Annotated in this window: 11 protein-coding genes and 2 pseudogenes; 6 read left to right on the top strand and 7 right to left on the bottom strand. The window is 54.8% G+C overall.

Annotated elements, in window-relative coordinates; translation table 11 throughout:
* The 3 genes and pseudogenes from FHS27_RS31085 to FHS27_RS12370 all read right to left on the bottom strand — a co-directional run.
* Nucleotides 1–274 (bottom strand): annotated as a pseudogene (locus FHS27_RS31085) (IS256 family transposase); the annotation flags it as partial.
* A 75-nt stretch (nt 275–349) separates the two neighbouring features.
* Nucleotides 350–2,890 (bottom strand): annotated as a pseudogene (locus FHS27_RS12375) (FG-GAP-like repeat-containing protein); the annotation flags it as partial.
* 771 nt (nt 2,891–3,661) lie between these two features.
* The gene (locus FHS27_RS12370; protein ID WP_184305233.1) at nt 3,662–4,837 is read right to left on the bottom strand and encodes a DUF1559 domain-containing protein; all 1,176 of its coding nucleotides are present in this window, start codon (nt 4,835–4,837) and stop codon (nt 3,662–3,664) included.
* Nucleotides 4,838–5,757: 920 nt separating this feature from the next.
* Between FHS27_RS12370 and FHS27_RS12365 the strand changes: the two genes are divergently transcribed.
* Nucleotides 5,758–8,799 carry an FG-GAP-like repeat-containing protein gene (locus FHS27_RS12365; protein ID WP_184305232.1) on the top strand — a complete coding sequence of 1,014 codons (3,042 nt, stop codon included), beginning with the start codon at nt 5,758–5,760 and terminating at the stop codon, nt 8,797–8,799.
* A gap of 470 nt (nt 8,800–9,269) precedes the next feature.
* Here FHS27_RS12365 and FHS27_RS12360 read toward each other — a convergent pair whose 3' ends face one another.
* Nucleotides 9,270–9,815 (bottom strand): carboxymuconolactone decarboxylase family protein, encoded by a 546-nt coding sequence (locus FHS27_RS12360; protein ID WP_184305231.1) that lies wholly within the window; start codon nt 9,813–9,815, stop codon nt 9,270–9,272.
* Nucleotides 9,816–10,018: 203 nt separating this feature from the next.
* On the opposite strand from FHS27_RS12360, the gene FHS27_RS12355 reads away from it, so the two are divergent.
* Nucleotides 10,019–10,633: an RNA polymerase sigma factor gene (locus FHS27_RS12355; RefSeq protein WP_184305230.1), complete on the top strand. Its 615-nt coding sequence runs from the start codon at nt 10,019–10,021 to the stop codon at nt 10,631–10,633.
* 10 nt (nt 10,634–10,643) lie between these two features.
* On the top strand, nt 10,644–10,889 hold the full coding sequence (locus tag FHS27_RS12350) for a hypothetical protein (RefSeq protein ID WP_184305229.1): 246 nt from the start codon (nt 10,644–10,646) through the stop codon (nt 10,887–10,889).
* A gap of 30 nt (nt 10,890–10,919) precedes the next feature.
* Here the strand turns inward: FHS27_RS12350 and FHS27_RS12345 are convergent, their stop codons facing one another.
* A complete protein-coding gene (locus FHS27_RS12345; protein ID WP_184305228.1) occupies nt 10,920–11,729 on the bottom strand; it encodes a DUF1223 domain-containing protein in 810 nt (269 codons plus the stop codon).
* 217 nt (nt 11,730–11,946) lie between these two features.
* Complete coding sequence (gene trxA, locus FHS27_RS12340; protein WP_184305227.1) at nt 11,947–12,261, bottom strand: thioredoxin; 315 nt, start codon at nt 12,259–12,261, stop codon at nt 11,947–11,949.
* A gap of 156 nt (nt 12,262–12,417) precedes the next feature.
* Between trxA and FHS27_RS12335 the strand changes: the two genes are divergently transcribed.
* Nucleotides 12,418–13,146, top strand: a complete 729-nt coding sequence (locus FHS27_RS12335; RefSeq protein WP_184305226.1) for a peroxiredoxin-like family protein — start codon at nt 12,418–12,420, stop codon at nt 13,144–13,146.
* 108 nt (nt 13,147–13,254) lie between these two features.
* On the opposite strand, the gene FHS27_RS12330 is transcribed toward FHS27_RS12335, so the two are convergent.
* On the bottom strand, nt 13,255–13,767 hold the full coding sequence (locus FHS27_RS12330; RefSeq protein WP_184305268.1) for a c-type heme family protein: 513 nt from the start codon (nt 13,765–13,767) through the stop codon (nt 13,255–13,257).
* Nucleotides 13,768–14,353: 586 nt separating this feature from the next.
* Here FHS27_RS12330 and FHS27_RS31380 point away from each other — a divergent pair.
* Together FHS27_RS31380 and FHS27_RS12325 are read left to right on the top strand one after the other, a co-directional pair.
* Entirely contained in the window at nt 14,354–14,482 is a 129-nt protein-coding gene (locus FHS27_RS31380) for a hypothetical protein (RefSeq protein WP_261363927.1), read from the top strand.
* Nucleotides 14,483–14,634: 152 nt separating this feature from the next.
* Complete coding sequence (locus tag FHS27_RS12325; RefSeq protein WP_184305225.1) at nt 14,635–17,370, top strand: cation-translocating P-type ATPase; 2,736 nt, start codon at nt 14,635–14,637, stop codon at nt 17,368–17,370.
* Nucleotides 17,371–17,522 lie beyond the last annotated feature (152 nt).

Here is a 17,522-nt window from a genome sequence, read left to right as displayed (position 1 = left end):
CGGCTCGATAGTGATCGCCTTCATGCGGTGCGTGCTTGGGACCACAGAGCTGCGTGACTTCAGCAGCCATCACTTCACTGATCATCTCGCGGACGTGGCCACGGATGAAGTCTCGAAAGACTTCCCCGGTTTCTGACGCTGAAACTTGTCCAAGAGATTGCAAAAGACTAACTTCATTCATGATGGTCTCCCCGTCGGTTGCCGCCGACGAAAATTGGAAAATTGCGAAGGGCAGATTCTGCCCTCCGGGAGACCATCTTTCAACTTTCAACAATTTTTGGGACGCTTCCTGCTCGGCGTCGCCTAGTCCGAACGCGACAGCCTGTTCATTGCGGCATAAGTAGCCGTCTCCCGCGAGTGCCCATCCGGTCCACGATTGAGCTCCGGAGGTGACTGTGATCGAGGCTCCGATCGCATCTCGTTCGCTTTCCACACCCACCAACCGAATTTGCAGCCAGTGGTGGTCGGTTTCAGTCCGGTTGATCAGCAACGCAGACGTCTCGCCCAAGTGTGTGATCACGACATCTGGCTTTCCATCGGAGTTGAAGTCCAAACGAGCGAGGCCGCGGCCGACGTGCAGTGATCCGGGGTAAGTGGACGTATCGAGGTTTGGTTGGATTTGAAAGTGGCTTCCCAGGTTTGCAAACACTTGGAACGGTTGTTTGAATGGCGACGTCGGCAAGTCCATGTTTTCGACATGACCATTGGTTACGACCAAGTCATCAAGCCCGTCGTTGTTGTAGTCGAGTGCTTGCGTGCCAAACCCTAGCACTTTGTAGCTGTCTTTTGACAAGTTTCGCGACATGGCTCGGTCTTGAAAAGAGCCGCCGCGATTGAGGTAAAGTCTGGCGGGACCATTCTCAAAATTGGTGACATGGATATCAGGAGTGCCTGATCGGTCGAAGTCTCCTGTCGCGATTCCCATCGATGCCGTCAGGGACCCATCGAAACCGAGGGCGGAGCCGGTCGTCGGTGCGGTGTCCAGCCACCGGGCGTCCGCGTTTCGCTTCCACAATTGATTGGGGCGTACGTCATTGCCGACGAAGATTTCATTGCCGGGCTGTGAATCGAAATTGGAGACAACGATACCGAGTCCGGTGCGTCGATCGGTATCCTTTTCGCTGACACGTTTGCATTGTCGCCCGCCTGTTCCCTCGTTGTAGCAAATCTCGTCAATCGCGGGTTGGTAGTCGGCCGGAGCGACGATCTGGAGTACGCCTTTTTCATCAACAACCGGTTTGGCGGCGATGTCGGGATCATCGATGTAATTTTCCTGGTAAATATCGGGCAGGGCATCGCCGGATAGGTCGGCAATTGCGATCGAGGTGCTGAGCAGGGTTCGTCGGTCGCTCGCGTCAATCGCTTCCCTTTGGAAGGTGCCGTCACCGTTGTTGATGAGCAGCGAGTTGGTCCCGATGTTAGATACCGCAATGTCAGGGAAGCCGTCTTGGTTCCAGTCGCCCGCTGTGACGCCGACTGAGTAGCGAGTCTCGGTCGTCCCAGACAAATCAGTGATGTCGATTAGCACGCCGTCAATCTGCCGTAGCAGTTGGTTGGAGAGCTCAGCGGTGAATTTTGGCGGGTCGGCGGCGCCTTGCGAGAAATACAAGTCGCAGTCGCCATCGAGGTCGAAGTCAATCACCGCGACACCGCCGCCGATGCTTTGATGGATCATGAAATGCGAATCCTGCGGTTGGCTCGCAATCTGATATGCGTGAGTGAGTCCCACGGACGCCGCGATATTTTCGAATAGAGGGAGGGCGACCTCTTCAATTTTATGCCAATCGCTCTTTTCGGGCTGCGAATTCGCGTCTGATCGCGATGCGATGCTTTCTATGTCGATGTCGGGGTAGTTCTCTATGTCGAGACTACACAGTCGCTGCTCAGCGGTCGGGAACGACCGGCCCGACTCCACCAGTGATACTCGCGTTTCATTCAGTTGCGACAATACCTGGGTGGATTGATTGTCGTGAAGGGATGCGATCGCTTTCCAGAGCACTGATTCGAGTGGGCGTCCCAGCGAGTTGAGTCCGTCAACCACTGTTTTGTATCGCGTGAGGTCGTGTTGGTGTGTTGTGCCGAGTTCGTTGCTAGCCAGAGTCACCTCGCGCAGTTTGGCTTGGCGTTGTTCCCACGTTTTCGCGTTCTGTTCGCGATCGAGTGCGACGAGTGATTGGTGCATACGACGATAGGAGCGGACATCTGTCGGGTCGCGCCGAATTGCTTCGGCGAGTGCGCGAATGGCTTCTTCGAAGCGTTGATGATTGACTAGCCAGGCACCGATTGCGGACCATGTCTCGGCGCACTTCTTCGTGCGGCCATCTATTTGGCTCAACCATTGTTGAAATCGTTCGTCGTCTTGCATCTCGGCGAGGCAACGACCGTACAGCGCCTGCACCGCCGGTGGGTAAGCGGTGACAACACCGTTATTGCGGATCTCGTCTGCTGCGTTTGCGAATTCTTGTGCAGAGAACATTTGGCGTGCCTTGCCGCAGGCGCCGAGAGGTTTCTCGGTGCAGGTGTCGCTGAGCACCATGAGTGAATGCAGTTCTTCCTGATGAACGTTGCCTAGTTTGCACAGAAGCCGGATGTGACGGGAGGCTTCATGGCGTCGGCCGAGTCCGTTGAGCAACGCAGCGATTCGGCGATGAGCCAAGGCCGATGTGGGCACCAATTCGATCAGTGAAAGATAGCGTTCGACTGCGTCGTCGTAGCGTTCTGCTGCGACGCAAAGTTCCGCGGCACGTCCGAGTGCGTGAACGGCAATGCCGGGTTGCGTTTTGGGGATCTCGTCGAGCAGTTCGATCGCTTGGTCTGTATCTCCGGACTCTGCCGCAACATTGGCCATGAGGAGGATCGCGTCGGAGTCCGCATGGTCAGCGGACAGCATTCTTAAGAGCGCTGATCGGGCTAGGTTCCATTGCTTTTTTTGAATTGCTAGCTGGGCGGTATCCAGCTCTTTTTTGCGATTGAATATTCGCGGTGGGGCAGGGACGCTCGCACCTGCGGTTGGCAGTGAGAAGGGCTGCGTCTTGGTATCACGTGGAGCCTCTGCCGTGCTTGTCGTCGCATTCACGTGGCCGATCGACTGCGGATTCTCCGGTGCAGTCGGGAGGTTCTGTGTGGGATCTGCCTTGGGGCTGCAGCCGAGTTGATGGCTCAAGGCTAGGAGAAGGACCATTCCCGCTGTGGTCAGCGGGAAGGGCAGGCGAGCGGTCAACGAGGTCGATTTATCGTTGGTAGTTGCTCGGTTTGTGTCGTTCACTTTCGGCCGCCTTTTTCGCGGGGTCTGATGCAGTCGGCTGTATGATCACTGTCTCTTCAGGCCCTCCGCATCCCTGCATCGTAGGAAGCACGCAAAGCACAGTCATTAAAACAAGTATTGTTTTCTTCATCTTAAGCACATGTCGTTAAAGGGGGATGGTTGAAAGTTGCGCGTAGGCGCACCGGCATTAGGTCGAGTTTAAGAGAGTCATGCCATCGCCGGAGTGACGCGGCACTCGTGCATCGGCACGCGTCCATCGGACTCGAAGTCTGTTCGATTGACGCGTGCGGATGTTGAAGCTTCCGTTGTGAATGAGGAGCTTTCTATATCAGGGTTGGCAGGCGAGGCCATGGCGACGACTGCCAACCCGTTTTGCGGTCAATAACCGCGTCGCAATCAGTCGTCCAGCGAAGTGGTTTCTTTGCTGGCGATGGTTCCGGCGGCACCCCAGATTCCATAGGGGCTTTCTTCGCCTAGTCCGCGGTTGCCTTGCATCAGCGGCAGTGCGTTCTGGTCGCCGGTATCTACCGAGTCGGTTACAAACTTGACGGCACCGTCGCCCATCAGGACGTGACAACCGCCTTGGTGGCGGCTAGATGCACCCCACATGCCGTTGTTGTCCCACCAACGCATCACGTTGTAGCTGTTCGGCGGGCGAATGCTGTGGAACCGGGTGAAGAACTCACGACCGTTGGCCCATTGGCGACCGCGGCCACGGTCATCAGGGTCGAACTCGCCGTGTCGTTGGTTGTAAAAACGTGGGCGTAGTGGGTCGACGCGTGTTCCGTTGACTCCCGCCATCGTTGCCCATGCTCCGGGTGGATTGTTGGCGACACCGTCTTCAGCTTTGATGGCCGTTGCAACGATTTCTTTCTCGCCCGAGTCAACGACGATTTCGCCGCACAGCATCGAGCCGGAAAGGCCGTCCAGGAAGTCACGGAATTGCGTGAAGTGCCGTGCTTTGAAAGCACCGCGGGCGTACTTCTTCGCGTTCGCCTCGCCCCAGTTGGCGTCAGGCTCGCGGCGTCCGTCTTCATGGATTCCGATTTCAGTCTGTTCCCAGAAGCAGTCGCCGTGCGACGCAGCGTAGTTCGTGTAGGCAGGCAGTCCGGACGAGGGGACCGTCGGGTCACTAGGGCAACGGAATCCTGGGACTTGCGTGATCCATGGGGTGTATTCACTGCGGAACTGCACGGGGCCCATAGGTGGATAGAGCGTGCCACCAGGGATCTGCAACGGGTTGGAGATTTGTTCCCACAACGCTTGTTGCTCGATGAACGGAAGCGTTCCCACGAGGAAGCTCAGGCGACCGCGGTTGGACGTGTCGTCGTTTCCGCCGGGGGATGCCCACGTGCCACCGTAGTTCATCGGCAGCTTGTTGTACGCCGAGTGGTAGTTGTGCAGGCCGAGACCGAGTTGTTTAAAGTTGTTGCTGCAACTCATCCGGCGAGCCGCCTCGCGGGCAGCTTGGACAGCGGGTAGTAGTAACCCAACAAGAACACCAATAATCGCGATCACTACTAATAGTTCGACGAGAGTGAAGCCACTTCGCCTTTTCGTAACGTTTCTCACAGCATGATTCCTCTACGGAAGACAGATGGGGATTAAAAGTTGTAGAAGTGATTGCCGCCTTCGTAGTGCCACGACCTTCTTCGGAGAATTGCTCAATCAAGGTACTGACGGTGACGCTACGGAATTCGCTTCCACTGGCGTTATTTTCCACTGTAATGACCAGGAATCTAATTCGAGAACACGTAAAAAATATATGTTTTCGCGCAAGCAGGGTTTGGCGGGTTCTAGAGGCGTGTTGTTCACTTCTGAAGAGAATTGCTGCGGCGTCAAATTATCCTAAGTTGAGAATATATCAAGACTTAGAGTGCTTTGACTGTTTCAGGGAAGGCGGGGGAATCCCGTCGGCTTGATGGGGGGGGGCGTGTTGCGTGATTGACATGAAGAATACAAGCGAATGCCTCTTATCAAGATGCATGTACCTTTTCTAAGCAAGGTAGAGATTCGCCTACCGCGACGACCTTGCCGCAAATAACCCAGGTGCATTTGTTCATCACGGTCGTCCGCTGCTCACCCAACGTGGTGCTACCGGTGTAATTGGTGTGTTTGAGATCGCGGGCAGTATGGCGCCACTGAATATGACTGAGATGCAGTGGAATTGAATTGCCGTGGATCGATTTTTTGCGATGGTGCATTTTGAAAACGATCCGCTCGTTAAACTTGCGAGATGGGTACAAACGCTCATGGAGATGAGAACGCAGTCAAGACAGTCGTGCGATTCAATTTTCTACGTTTGGTTGTTCACCGTCTCTTTATTCCGGATCGGTTAAACTCGCGGTGTTCCGGATTCATTACCTGCGTCGTCGCAAAACAACTGCTCGCGTGCGAGCCTCGTACTTCTCATTCTTTTTATGTATTGCTTCACATTGCCGTGTCCGCCAACATCCTGCTTGCCTTCGGGCATGCGCGTTGGGTTCGTTCTGATGGCTGTTTTTTTTCTCGCGTCGGCGGGATGCCGTCCGGATCCAGCAACACTGCGGCACGATGACGAATCTGCGGTTGTCGAGAACTCGGTTGCTAAGAGCGAGAAACCAACGCAAACCGACCGACTTCAATTAGCTGTCGAGGCCGCCACACGCGATGAGTGGAGCAAGGCCAAGCAACTGATGCGCCAACATCTGGTCACTCATCCCGACGAGACTGATCTGCAACAACGGTTGGCTCGCATCGCCCAACGCAAAAACGAAATAGGGATCGCGATCGAGTTCCTGCAATCGGCAATCGAGATCAATCCTCGGGTTTCGAATTCCGTTTACGTTGATCTTGCAAAACTGACCATGGTGTCCGGCCAAGCGTTTGAAACGGTGTCTGTTTACGAACGTCTCGTCACGCATTATCCGTCTGCGATTGAAGACCGATTTGCCTTGACCGGTCTGGCGTCGATGTTGGGACTCGAAGACATTGCCATTGAACAGCTCAAATGGCTGGCCCAGCATAATCGTGGAGACGATGAGGGGTTGGTTGTGTTGGCGCAACCGACGCAGGTGGAGCCGGATGCAGAAATGTGTCGCAAACTACTGCGTCTGAATCCGAACGATCTGCGACCACACTACGGTTTGGCAAAAATCGATGCGATGCATCAGAGATGGCGAGAGGTTGTTCGACGACTCGAACCGGTCGTTGAGCGGCATCCGCATTTCCTACCCGCCTACGCGCTCTATGGTCGTGGGTTGGCGGAAATCGGTGACCGCGAGGAAATCCTCCAGTGGCAGCGTGCTGCACCAGAAGGGGTTGAGGCAACGGCGCAATATTGGTTAGCGGCGGGAGGATGGGCAGAACGGCATGGAGAACACGCGATTGCCGTTCGAGCCTACTACGAAGCCGCCAAGCGGGAGGAAGCAAACAACGCCGAAACGCTGACGCGGCTGAGTCGTTCGCTGCGTCAGATCAACCGAAATGACGACGCCGAGAAGGTTGACGATCGAAAACGACTGCTCACGCGATTGCATGATGCCACAAAAACACTTTACGAGCGGTTGACTCGCTCGCAGCAGTCGGCATTGGATGTCGCCGACGCCATGACGGAATTGGGCCGGGTTTGGGAAGCCGAAGCGTGGGCACGGATGGCGTTGAAGTTGCCGGACGACCGATTGCCGAATGCGAAGACGCGTTACCTCGCGATTCGAAAACGATTAACGAACGAGACGCCATGGCAGACGTCCGGGCTGCTCGATTCACTTCGTCAAGATTTAGCCGATCTGCCTCCGATCGATTGGGTTGAATCCAACCTCGATTCACGCTCTCTCGCTACGACGCAGCGTGGACGCATTCGCTTTCGCAATGTCGCAGAAGAATCGGGGTTAATTCACACGATTGCGTTCGATCCGGCTCAGTTGCAGCTGGGGTTCTCGATCTATCAAGGCAACGGAGGAGGTGGGGCGATCACCGATTTTGATCTCGACGGATGGCCGGACGTCGTGTTGGCGGAACTCAATGGTTCGCCGATGAAAGAAGATTCCGATTCAGATGTTTTGTTTCGCAATCAGCGTGGCGTTTTTGTCGACGTTACCCAAGCGGTCGGGTTACGAGATTGCGGCTTTTCGCAAGGCATCTCCTCATGTGACTATAACAACGACGGTTTTCCGGACCTCTGCGTCGCAAATATCGGTCGCAATCGATTATTTCAAAACAAAGGTGACGGAACGTTCGAGGACGTTACCGATCAAGCCGGGCTCAGCGGTATGGCGTGGACGGTATCGATGGCGATCGCGGATTTCGATAGCGATGGGCACGCCGATTTATTCGATGTCAATTATTGCGGTGGTCAAAGGCCGTTCGAGGAACGATGTCACAGCCGCGTGACGGGGTTGCCCACCAGCTGCACGCCGTTGGATTTTGAAGCTGAGCCGGACCAGGTCTGGCAGGGGGTTGGTGACGGCACGTTTCGAGAGATGACAAAAAGCTGGTTGTCACCAACCGACGCGGGACGCGGTCTCGGTGTTGTGGTGGCAAACCTCGACGAGAAACCCGGCATCGATGTGTTCGTGGCGAACGATATGTCATCCAATCATCTCTGGTCGCCATCACTCGCAAACGCGGATGACGTGCAGAAAGTGCCTTCCTTCGTAATGAATGAGATCGGAACCGCACGAGGTGTCGCATTGAGCGGACGATCCTTCTCTCAGGCGTCGATGGGGATCGCCCAAGGTGATCCCGATCACGATGGCGATTTGGATTTGTTCGTTACCCATTTTTACGACGACTACAACACTTACTACGAGCAAATCAGCGCCGGGATATGGGCCGATCATTCCCATCAGTCTGAACTGGCCGAGCCTTCGATGAAGTTGCTCGGGTTTGGAACCCAGTTTGCCGATTACGACAACGACGGAAATTTGGAATTGATCATTACCAACGGTCACGTCAGTGACCTGGGACGCGAGAACGTTCCCTACATGATGCCAGCTCAACTGTTTCGCATCGGCAGTGATTTGCGATGGGAAGAGTTGGATCGATTATCGCTCGGTGACTACTTCACTAAAGACCATTTGGGCCGGGTGGTTGCGACGTTGGACGCGAACCGTGACGGATTGAATGACGTGCTGATCACCCAACTGCGCGAACCTGTTGCGTTGTTGTTAAACGAATCGCAAGGAGCTGACGCCGGAAACGCACCTGGTGAATCAATCGGGTTGGTTTTGATTGCGAAGGACAGCCAACGCGACGCCGTGGGCGCCGTCATACACGCGAAATCGGACGACCAGTCTCACTACGCTCAGGTGGCCGCGGGCGACGGGTTCATGTGTTCGAACCAACGCCGTGTGTCATTCGGAGTCGGCGACGCCGTCGCAATCAGCGACCTGACCATCGATTGGCCGTCAGGAAGGCGGCAAGACTACGGCCGTGTTTTGAGTGGTGCGGATTATGTTCTGGTCGAAGGTGAAACGCAGCCTTTCAAACTCTTTGATCATCACGAGTCTCTGTCGCCGCCTGTAATTCACGAATCCCCGACAACAGTGCGTTGAACTCATCACGGCAGCATTCGCATTGACGCAGATGTGTCGCAACTGCAGCGAAAGCGTCTTCGACGTCTCGCCCTGTGATTGTGTTTTCCGCAAAGATCGCGACCTGATCAAAGCAACCGTCGCAGTTCAAGTCATCTTGCTCGGTCGTTCTGATTAACGAAACCAGATTCGCGGTTTGTGCTTTAGTAAGAGTCATTGCGGGCTTCTCATGTTGGGAAGGCCTTCCGTGAATGTAATGCTGCCGTTGCGATTGGGTAAAACCCGACGGTACAAATCAATCGACCCCCGTCGCGTGTTGCAGTTGTATCAACAAGATGCAACCACGCATCCGTTTTTTGACTCGCGGCTGCATTGTCCCAATTGAGACTTGGAATGAAACAGGAGAGCTCATGCTATTTCGCCAGGCGTTTTGAAGGCATGACACGAGCCCTCCGGTCGCAAACTTCCTAAAGTTTCAATTGCGTGATGCACTAGGCATGAGCGAGCGCTGGTGCCGCCGGGAAGTCAATTTCCGTATCCGCGACGTGATTGAAATAGTTGGTAAAGAGATTGAGCGCGACATTAGCAACAATCTCGGCGATGTCGCCTTCGGAATAGCCGGCATTGCGAACGGCGGCGAGATCCTCATCGGAGACTTTGCCGCGATTGTCGACGATCTTTTTCGCAAAGACGACCGCCGCGGCAGTTCGTTCATCGCTCGCGGTTCCATTGCGGGCGTCGATGATGTCTTCTTCCGAGAGGCCCGCGCCTTTGCTCAGCAGGGTATGCGCCGCGAGGCAGTAGTCGCATTGGTTGGCTTGTCCCGTTGTCAGCGAGATTCGTTCACGAATATTGGCTGGCAAATTTCCACCCGCCAGTGTTCCGCTGAATGACAGATACGCATTAGCGACTGCGGGCGAGTTAGCCATCGTGGCGATGAGGTTTGGAACCTTCCCGAGCTTCTTTTTCACGCCATTGAGGATCTCGGCGGTTTGGTTTTGCGCGGTCGCTGCGTTCACGGGTTGAATGCGGGACATGTCATTTCTCCATTTAGCATTGGTTTGAGAATCGGTTTGAGAGCGTTGATTGCTTGCCTCAATTGTCTGACGACACGTCGCGGAGTTGTCTTACTTGAACTTTCATCTTTTCTCGGAACCGTTCACATGTGGATGTCCTTGCCTTCGCATCTGTGTCTGAGTATGCGATAGTGAAGCCAGAGCGAACCAACGGAGCCAACCACATGACCACCGATCAAAACTCTTCAGACGACTGGGTCAGGCGTCTGTCCAGCAACGGGGCGGAACGCGAGGACGCGATTGAGGAACTGACACGGTTGTTAGTTCGCGGTCTCAGCAAATCGATGTCGAACCGGTACGGAAACGCTGTGCAGCCGGATGATGTTGTTCAGGAAGCCATGTTGAAAATTCTTGACTCGCTCGACACCTTTGCGGGGCGAAGTCGCTTCACGACTTGGGCGATGACGATCGCGACCAGGGTGGCGATCAGTGAGATGCGTCGCAAACATTATCAAGACGTGTCGCTCGATTCGATCACGTCGGGAGAGAATCTTTCGTTTGAGATTGCTGCGGGCCCGTCGATGCGGGACGAAGAACAAATCGATCGCGCGAAAGTGCTCAGCACCCTGCATCAATTGATCGAGAGTGAATTGTCGGTAAAGCAACGTGAGGCGATACAAGCTCTCTTAAGCGGGCTGCCTGTCGAAGAGATCGCGAGTCGGACCGGCAGCAACCGTAATGCGGTATACAAACTGATTCATGACGCCCGAGTTCGCTTGAAGTCAGGTCTGGAACGGTCCGGATTGATGGCCGACGATTTCAACGCAATTTTTGCCTGAGGGAACTGACATGTCGCTTTCTAAAAAACAAATTTCCACACTGCTGGGATTGATCGGTTCGACGGAACCTGATGCGACGGATTGCGACGGGTGTTACTCGCATCTCGCTGAGTTTGCGGAGTTGGAGCTCGCCGGAAGCGAAGTGCCGGAGGCTTTTGAAGCCATTCAACGGCATCTCGAGCAGTGTCCGTGCTGCAAGAATGAGTTTGACGTTCTGATTGAAGGATTGAAGGCGTTGCAAGCCGAAGAGGAATAGAGGTCTTGTACGCTGCGGCCGGATTGCAAATCAGTTCGTCGTGTTGGCGCCCGTGATCGCAAGCGTCTTCGGATTCTGCACATACGCGATCACGCGTGTGGTCGATGGTTCGACGTCATCGGGCAAACTCAGTTCCACAGTGCCGGTAGACGCCGTTGCCGGTATCGATTCGAAAGCACGCACGACATTGACGTGCGTTAACGTTCGGCCCGCATTTTCTCCACGCGGGATCGCATTCGCTGCGGGCGTTTGGATCGCGGCGACCTGAAGTAGGCATCCGTCGTACTGCCCGGTTATTTGATACTTCACCTGGAGATTGCGATCGTTCGCTTGGCTCGCGACCTCTAACGTGACGTATGAAGTTGGCTTTTCGGCGAGCGCACCGACAACCGCTCGATGTGCATGTGCGCGATCGGAACCAAGGAACTGTTCCGTTCCGTTGACAATCATTTGAGGTGTGTAGATGCGGTTGCTTCGCATCGAGACGGCATATTGTTTTTGACGCCGCGTCGAAACTGGGCTGCTGTAAGGATCTTCCCATCCCAGACGGTTCCAGTAGTCGACATGAAAGGAAAGTGCGTAAACCCGCGGTTTCCCTTTACTGGCAACGGAAGCGATTTGCTGTAAAACGCGATCCGCTGACGGACAACTGCTGCACCCCTGAGAGGTAAACAGTTCGACTACCGCAATTCCGGATGGGCTCGCATTGTTGGCCGGTTTGCCGTCCGTTTCATCCGTCGGTTCAGTAAACTCCGTTTGGGCAAATGATTGAGGAGACGGCAGCACGACACCCCAGCACCCGGCGCAGAAGCAAACGATGCAAAACGGAATGGCTCGCATGGATCGGACTTTTTGAGGTGGGGGAAGGGCCCTTGGTCACAATCGACCGGAGGGGTGAATGTAATCGCCAAAGGCGGTTTGGATCCGCCAGGACGAACCAATTTTGGGAACCGTCTTTTTCAACCTGCTCGTCACAATGGTAAGCGAAGAAGCACGCTGGGGCACTCGAACGCACCCAGCGTGTCATGAAACGCGACGCCACTCGGCCGCACGCGAATTAGGCGACCAACGCATTTCGAAGGGTTTCTTTCGGTAGCACGCCGCTGAATCGTTGAACGACTTCGCCTTCTTTGATCACTGCAAACGTTGGAATCGACTGAACTCCATAACGAGTGGCGGTCTCAGAGGCTTCGTCAACATTTACTTTAACGACGACCGCGTCACTGCCCAGTTCCTCGGCGAGTTCGTCAACGAGCGGGCCCATCATGCGACAGGGGCCACACCACGGTGCCCAAAAATCGACCAACACGGGTTTTGACGAATCAAGCACTTCGGTTTGGAAGGTTTGGTCGTTTACTTTGACTGCAGACATTTCGATCTCCGTTTTCGTTCTCAAATAGAGTTTGGCTTCGTAACTGACCTTTTGACGCGATGTCTTAGAGGTCTCTTACTTGCTTTCCTTGAACATTTCGTCCGACTTACACTTCATGGTTCGAATTTCACCCCCCAATAACGTACAAGACTTAAAATGCTGAAAAAATTTTCGCTCTCGATGCTAATCGCTGCACTGTCGATGCCTCTCGCTGCTCATGCACAAGAGGGGGGCGGTGATGCGCTCGCCCCGAAGCTCCAGAAGATGGCCGCCGAAGCGGTCAAACGTTATCCGGTTGAAACACTCAAAATATTCCAGGACGCGGTTGCGACTGTCAAAGCCACCGGCGTGGAAGAGCAGGCAAAACAGGTCGGCGACAAAGCCATCGATGCCGAGTTAAGCGGATGGGACGGATCGAATGTGAAGCTCAGCGAGTTGTGGAAGGAAGGACCTGTCGTATTGATGTGGTATCGCGGCGGTTGGTGCCCGTACTGCAATATTCAACTCCGTGCGATGCAGCAAAAGTTGGCGGCGATCGAAGGTGCGGGCGCACGATTGGTTGTGCTCACGCCTGAATTGCCTGAGAAGGCGAAAGAGACCGCCGAGTCCAACGACCTGAGCATGGTGGCACTGCATGACCGCGACAGTGAACTGGCAAAGAAATACGGGCTTCTATTTCAGCTGCCGGAATCAATCGTTCCCGCATATCGCGATCGCATCCAACTCGGCGACTACAGCGGAAACGATCGGATGGAGTTGCCATTGTCGGCGACTTACGTGATCGACACCTCTGGAATCATCACGTACGCGTTTCTGGATGCCGACTACAAAAAGCGGGCCGAACCTTCGGAGGTCTTGAAGGCGGTTCACGAAGCTAAGAAATAGGCGGAGAAGTTGTGTCGCTCGTGAATCGTTTTGTTCGGTGGCAGTGGTTTTCGAACATCGGGGTGGCGTGATGTCTTTCGATTGCTACATGCGTCCCGGTACGACGATTCACTCGAGCGGCATGGAGATCGTCAAACCGGCTGTTCGAGCGTTGGTGTCGGTTCGATGTTTGACGTGACACTTCAGGCATTGTGACGCCAGCCGAATCGGAGCGGCGAATCGGTAGCGTGATGCGTCAACGGATTCGTAATTCGGTTTGCCTTCCTTGAGCGCTTTGGCGGCGAGTCGTTCGAAATCATCGATCGGTTGATGATCCACGTTGATGATGTCTGTTTCGACGATTAACCACTTCAGCGTGACGTCATAGTTCTCGCTGAATTCGTCGAACACGTCCTCGAGCGACGCGGAGGGAATCGCGTGGGTGTTGTCTTCATCGAAGAAGTCTCGATGGACGACCTGCAGCGTTCCGTGAATGGATTCGTGCAATAGCATCGCTCGTGCACGTGCTTCGGCAACAGTGGTCGCGGGGGGAACTCGACTCGTTGTTGTCAGTGAGGGGGTTACGGGGGCGTCAGCCCTCGTGCACAGGAAAGTCGCCGTGCAAATCGCAATTGCGAGCATTGTACCGGTTATCTTCATCATCGATTCCTCAATGCCTGGAGCGTGGACTCAGCTTCTATCATGATTCGATGAATCACCATTTGGACGTCCGTTTCCGACGCGGACAACGCTGCGCTGTAGTGTCTCTCTCGCACCGATTGTACGTGGTCACTGTGGCTAACGCTCGGCCGCCAAAAATGGGTGTTGGCTGACAAAGTGTTTGCGCAGCTTTCGTCTCCAAGGAATTCGCAGAAATTAGCCGGTGAATTGAGCGAATCGAACACCACCGGAAACTGATTGATTGACGACACTTTGACCTTGAAAGGCGTCCCTCTTTGTTATCAATGGCCAAGTCGATTGTGCAAGCGAATTGCGATGTGACGTTGTATCGGTTCGCAACAGCAAATGTCAATTGTTCTCCGATGAAATCCGCGACCTCGATGTGAATGAATCGAACCTACACGCTCAACTGCTTTACGACTCACCATTGGAGGGCGATGTCGAGGAGGGCAAGTGCGACGGCGTAGGATTGATTAATACTCAGTTGTCGCGAAATTGGACACCATTTGCGGATGCGAATTTCTAATTCTGCGGGCCTGGATCTTTCATGAAGAATATCCATGCATGTCTTCAAGAACTCGGCGTGGATGAGCATCGCGTTCGTTACGAAAATTTTAACTCCAAAGAAGAGATTGTGGCGCCGGCACCCGCTCGATCAGCGGTCAATGAAGTTTGAGTGGCCCCTAACCGCGTGTTGCGTGAAGACCAATGCGTGAATGCTCGAATTGAAAGTTGATTGGTTCGAGAATTAGGGGGGATTGCGGATTAGAATCAGGTCTACGTCAGGTCTGAACCCGCAATTGAATTCCAACCGCAGCCTCCATTTCAATGCAAAAGCCACAAACGGAAATCTGGTACCACCATCCTTCTCATGAAGTTGCCGAGCGAATCGAATCGGATCCCCAACGTGGACTGCCGTTGTTGGAGATCGCTCGGCGTGCAGATCGCTATGGTCGCAATGAACTGACTCAGCAAGTCGGCGAGACCCGCTTGCAGATATTTCTCAGGCAGTTTCGGCAACCGTTGGTCTATATTCTGCTCGTTGCGGTGGCGCTGACGTTGGTGCTACGAGAGTGGGCCGATGCGTCCGTGATCTTTGCTGTCGTGATGGTCAATGCCTTGATCGGTTTCTTTCAAGAAGCAAAGGCTTTGAAGGCGATCGACGCCCTCAGCCGCGCGATGGATATTGAGGCTACGGTGGTCCGCGGCGGTGAAGTGACGCGAATCCAAGCGGTTGATCTGGTGCCTGGTGATTTGGTTCAACTTCAATCGGGCGATCGTGTGCCCGCGGACCTGCGACTGATCCGGGAGAAAGATCTGCAAATCGACGAATCGGCATTAACGGGTGAGTCCGTCCCCGTCGAAAAGTCCATCGATGTTCTGCCGCGAGACACCACGTTGGCCGAACGTACCAACATGGCGTTTTCAACGACCTTGGTAACCTACGGAACCGGTGTCGGCTTTGTGATTGCTACCGGGGATCGAAGCGAGATCGGACGAATCAACGATCTGATCGCTTCGGCCGACGTACTCGAAACGCCATTGGTTCGGCGTATCAACGAACTGAGTCACATGCTGTTGAAAGTCATCTTGGTCCTCGCGGCTGTGGTGGCTCTGATGATTATGCTCCGCGGTGAGCCTCCCGTGGTCGTGCTATTGTCGGCCGTCGCGTTGGCCGTTGGGGCGATTCCCGAAGGACTTCCCGCGGTCGTGACCGCGACGTTGGCCTTGGGCGTTTCACGATTGGCAAAACGCCGAGCGATCGTACGAAAACTACCCGCAGTGGAAACGTTAGGTAGCACGACAGTGATCTGTTCAGACAAGACCGGAACATTGACGCAAAACCAGATGACCGTCCGCGAAATTTTTGCGGGGCAGCAACGTTACGAAGTAACCGGCACCGGCTATGACCCAGACGGCGAAGTGCGTCGCCCCGGGGGGAACGTTGGGCAGTCCGAGAGCGTTGAATTGACATCCAGTGAGCCGCTCGTTGAAGTGCTTCGTGCGGGGATGTTGTGCAACGACTCGCGTCTTGCAAAGACGGAGGACAACGGATGGCGTGTGGAGGGAGATCCGACGGAAGCCTCGCTATTGGTTTCGTCGGCAAAGGCGGGGTTGGTTCGAAAGGAGGAGCAGGCGGCTCGCACAAGGCTCGACGCGGTGCCCTTTGAATCGCAGTACCAATACATGGCGACGCTGCATCGGTGTGAGTACGGTAACACCGTTTACATGAAGGGCTCCGTCGAATCGTTGTTGCCTCGATGCACCAAAGTCCAAGGGAATGACGGCTTGCGGATGGACGATGTCAAAGCGACGGTCGGTCAGCAGGTCGATTCGATGACGTCACAGGGGTTACGAGTTTTGGCTTTCGCGATGAAGGTCATGCCGGCTGAACAGACCTCGGTCAATCATGAGGATTTAACAAATGACATGGTGTTTCTCGGATTGCAGGGGATGATCGATCCGCCGCGACCGGAGGCGATCACAGCGGTGCGGGCATGCCAGAACGCGGGGATACGGGTGAAGATGATCACGGGAGATCATTTGGGAACCGCGACGGCGATCGCACAGCAGTTGGGGCTACAGGGACGACTCGGTGTCGAGGAGGCGAAAGTCGCGGGACTCACCGGAGCCATGTTGGCTGCGTTGACGGATCGGCAACTGATCGACACCGTCGAAGACATTGCAGTGTTCGCGCGAGTGACACCTCAGCAAAAACTGAGGCTCGTCGAGGCGATGCAGGCGTGCGGCCATGTTGTTGCAATGACCGGTGACGGCGTCAACGACGCTCCTGCATTGCGTCAGGCTAATATTGGCGTGGCGATGGGAATCACGGGTACGGAGGTTACCAAGGAGGCGGCCGATATGGTTTTGACGGATGATAACTTCGCGTCTATCGAGGCTTCGGTCGAGGAAGGGCGTGGGATTTATGACAACCTGACAAAGTTCATCGCGTGGACTTTGCCTACGAATCTGGGCGAAGCGGGCATCATCTTGGTGGCCGCGACGTTGGGTTGGCAAATGCCGATCACACCGCTGCAAATCCTGTGGGTCAACATGTCAACGGCGGTTTTGCTCGGTGCGACGTTGGCGATGGAACCCAAAGAACCGGGGATCATGTCGCGTCCGCCGCGGCCAGCCGACGAGCCGATTCTGTCAAGGGCGTTGGTTTGGCGAACGCTGTGGGTCGGCAGCCTGTTAGTGGTAGCAACCTATGCGGTGTTCGCCTTCAAAAAATCTCTTGGAGTCGACATGGCTTCGGCTCGCACCGCGGCGGTCAATGTCATTGTGATCGGCCAAGCGTTTTATCTGCTGAGTTGTCGGTCCCTTCGGCATTCCTTTTTCAGAGTTGGTCTGTTTAGCAACCTATGGCTGTGGATGGGAATCGCGGCAATGGTCGGTTTGCAATTGGTGTTCACATACATGCCATTGATGAATCGGATTTTTGATACGGCCCCCACCACGTGGCGTCCTTGGGCGTTGGCCGCTGCCTCAGGACTGCTGTTATTCGTATTGGTGGAGTTGGAAAAACTGGGAAAGTCGTTCGCGCGTAAAGCGGCCTGATGCGACATGCTCATATTGCCTGGCGGAGTTTGAGGGGGGGGATGGGTAGCCGTCGACGGCAATAAATCATCCAACGACGATTGTCGGGGTTGTCGGAGAGGCTTAACCTGTTCGCAGAATTGCGTCGTTTGTCGACGGACGACGATATCGAA

The sequence above is a fragment of the Aporhodopirellula rubra genome, from assembly GCF_014192335.1.
Taxonomy (GTDB): domain Bacteria; phylum Planctomycetota; class Planctomycetia; order Pirellulales; family Pirellulaceae; genus Rhodopirellula; species Rhodopirellula rubra.
This window is presented reverse-complemented; position numbering and strand designations above follow the sequence as displayed.

Coding starts and splice junctions, on each gene's coding strand:
- FHS27_RS12360 (WP_184305231.1), bottom strand. CDS start 9,815: ATGTCCCGCATTCAACCCGTGAACGCAGCGACCGCGCAAAACCAAACC.
- FHS27_RS31380 (WP_261363927.1), top strand. CDS start 14,354: ATGAAGAATATCCATGCATGTCTTCAAGAACTCGGCGTGGATGAGCAT.
- FHS27_RS12325 (WP_184305225.1), top strand. CDS start 14,635: ATGCAAAAGCCACAAACGGAAATCTGGTACCACCATCCTTCTCATGAA.
- FHS27_RS12355 (WP_184305230.1), top strand. CDS start 10,019: ATGACCACCGATCAAAACTCTTCAGACGACTGGGTCAGGCGTCTGTCC.
- FHS27_RS12330 (WP_184305268.1), bottom strand. CDS start 13,767: ATGCTCGCAATTGCGATTTGCACGGCGACTTTCCTGTGCACGAGGGCT.
- FHS27_RS12350 (WP_184305229.1), top strand. CDS start 10,644: ATGTCGCTTTCTAAAAAACAAATTTCCACACTGCTGGGATTGATCGGT.
- FHS27_RS12345 (WP_184305228.1), bottom strand. CDS start 11,729: ATGCGAGCCATTCCGTTTTGCATCGTTTGCTTCTGCGCCGGGTGCTGG.
- trxA (WP_184305227.1), bottom strand. CDS start 12,261: ATGTCTGCAGTCAAAGTAAACGACCAAACCTTCCAAACCGAAGTGCTT.
- FHS27_RS12335 (WP_184305226.1), top strand. CDS start 12,418: ATGCTGAAAAAATTTTCGCTCTCGATGCTAATCGCTGCACTGTCGATG.
- FHS27_RS12365 (WP_184305232.1), top strand. CDS start 5,758: ATGGCTGTTTTTTTTCTCGCGTCGGCGGGATGCCGTCCGGATCCAGCA.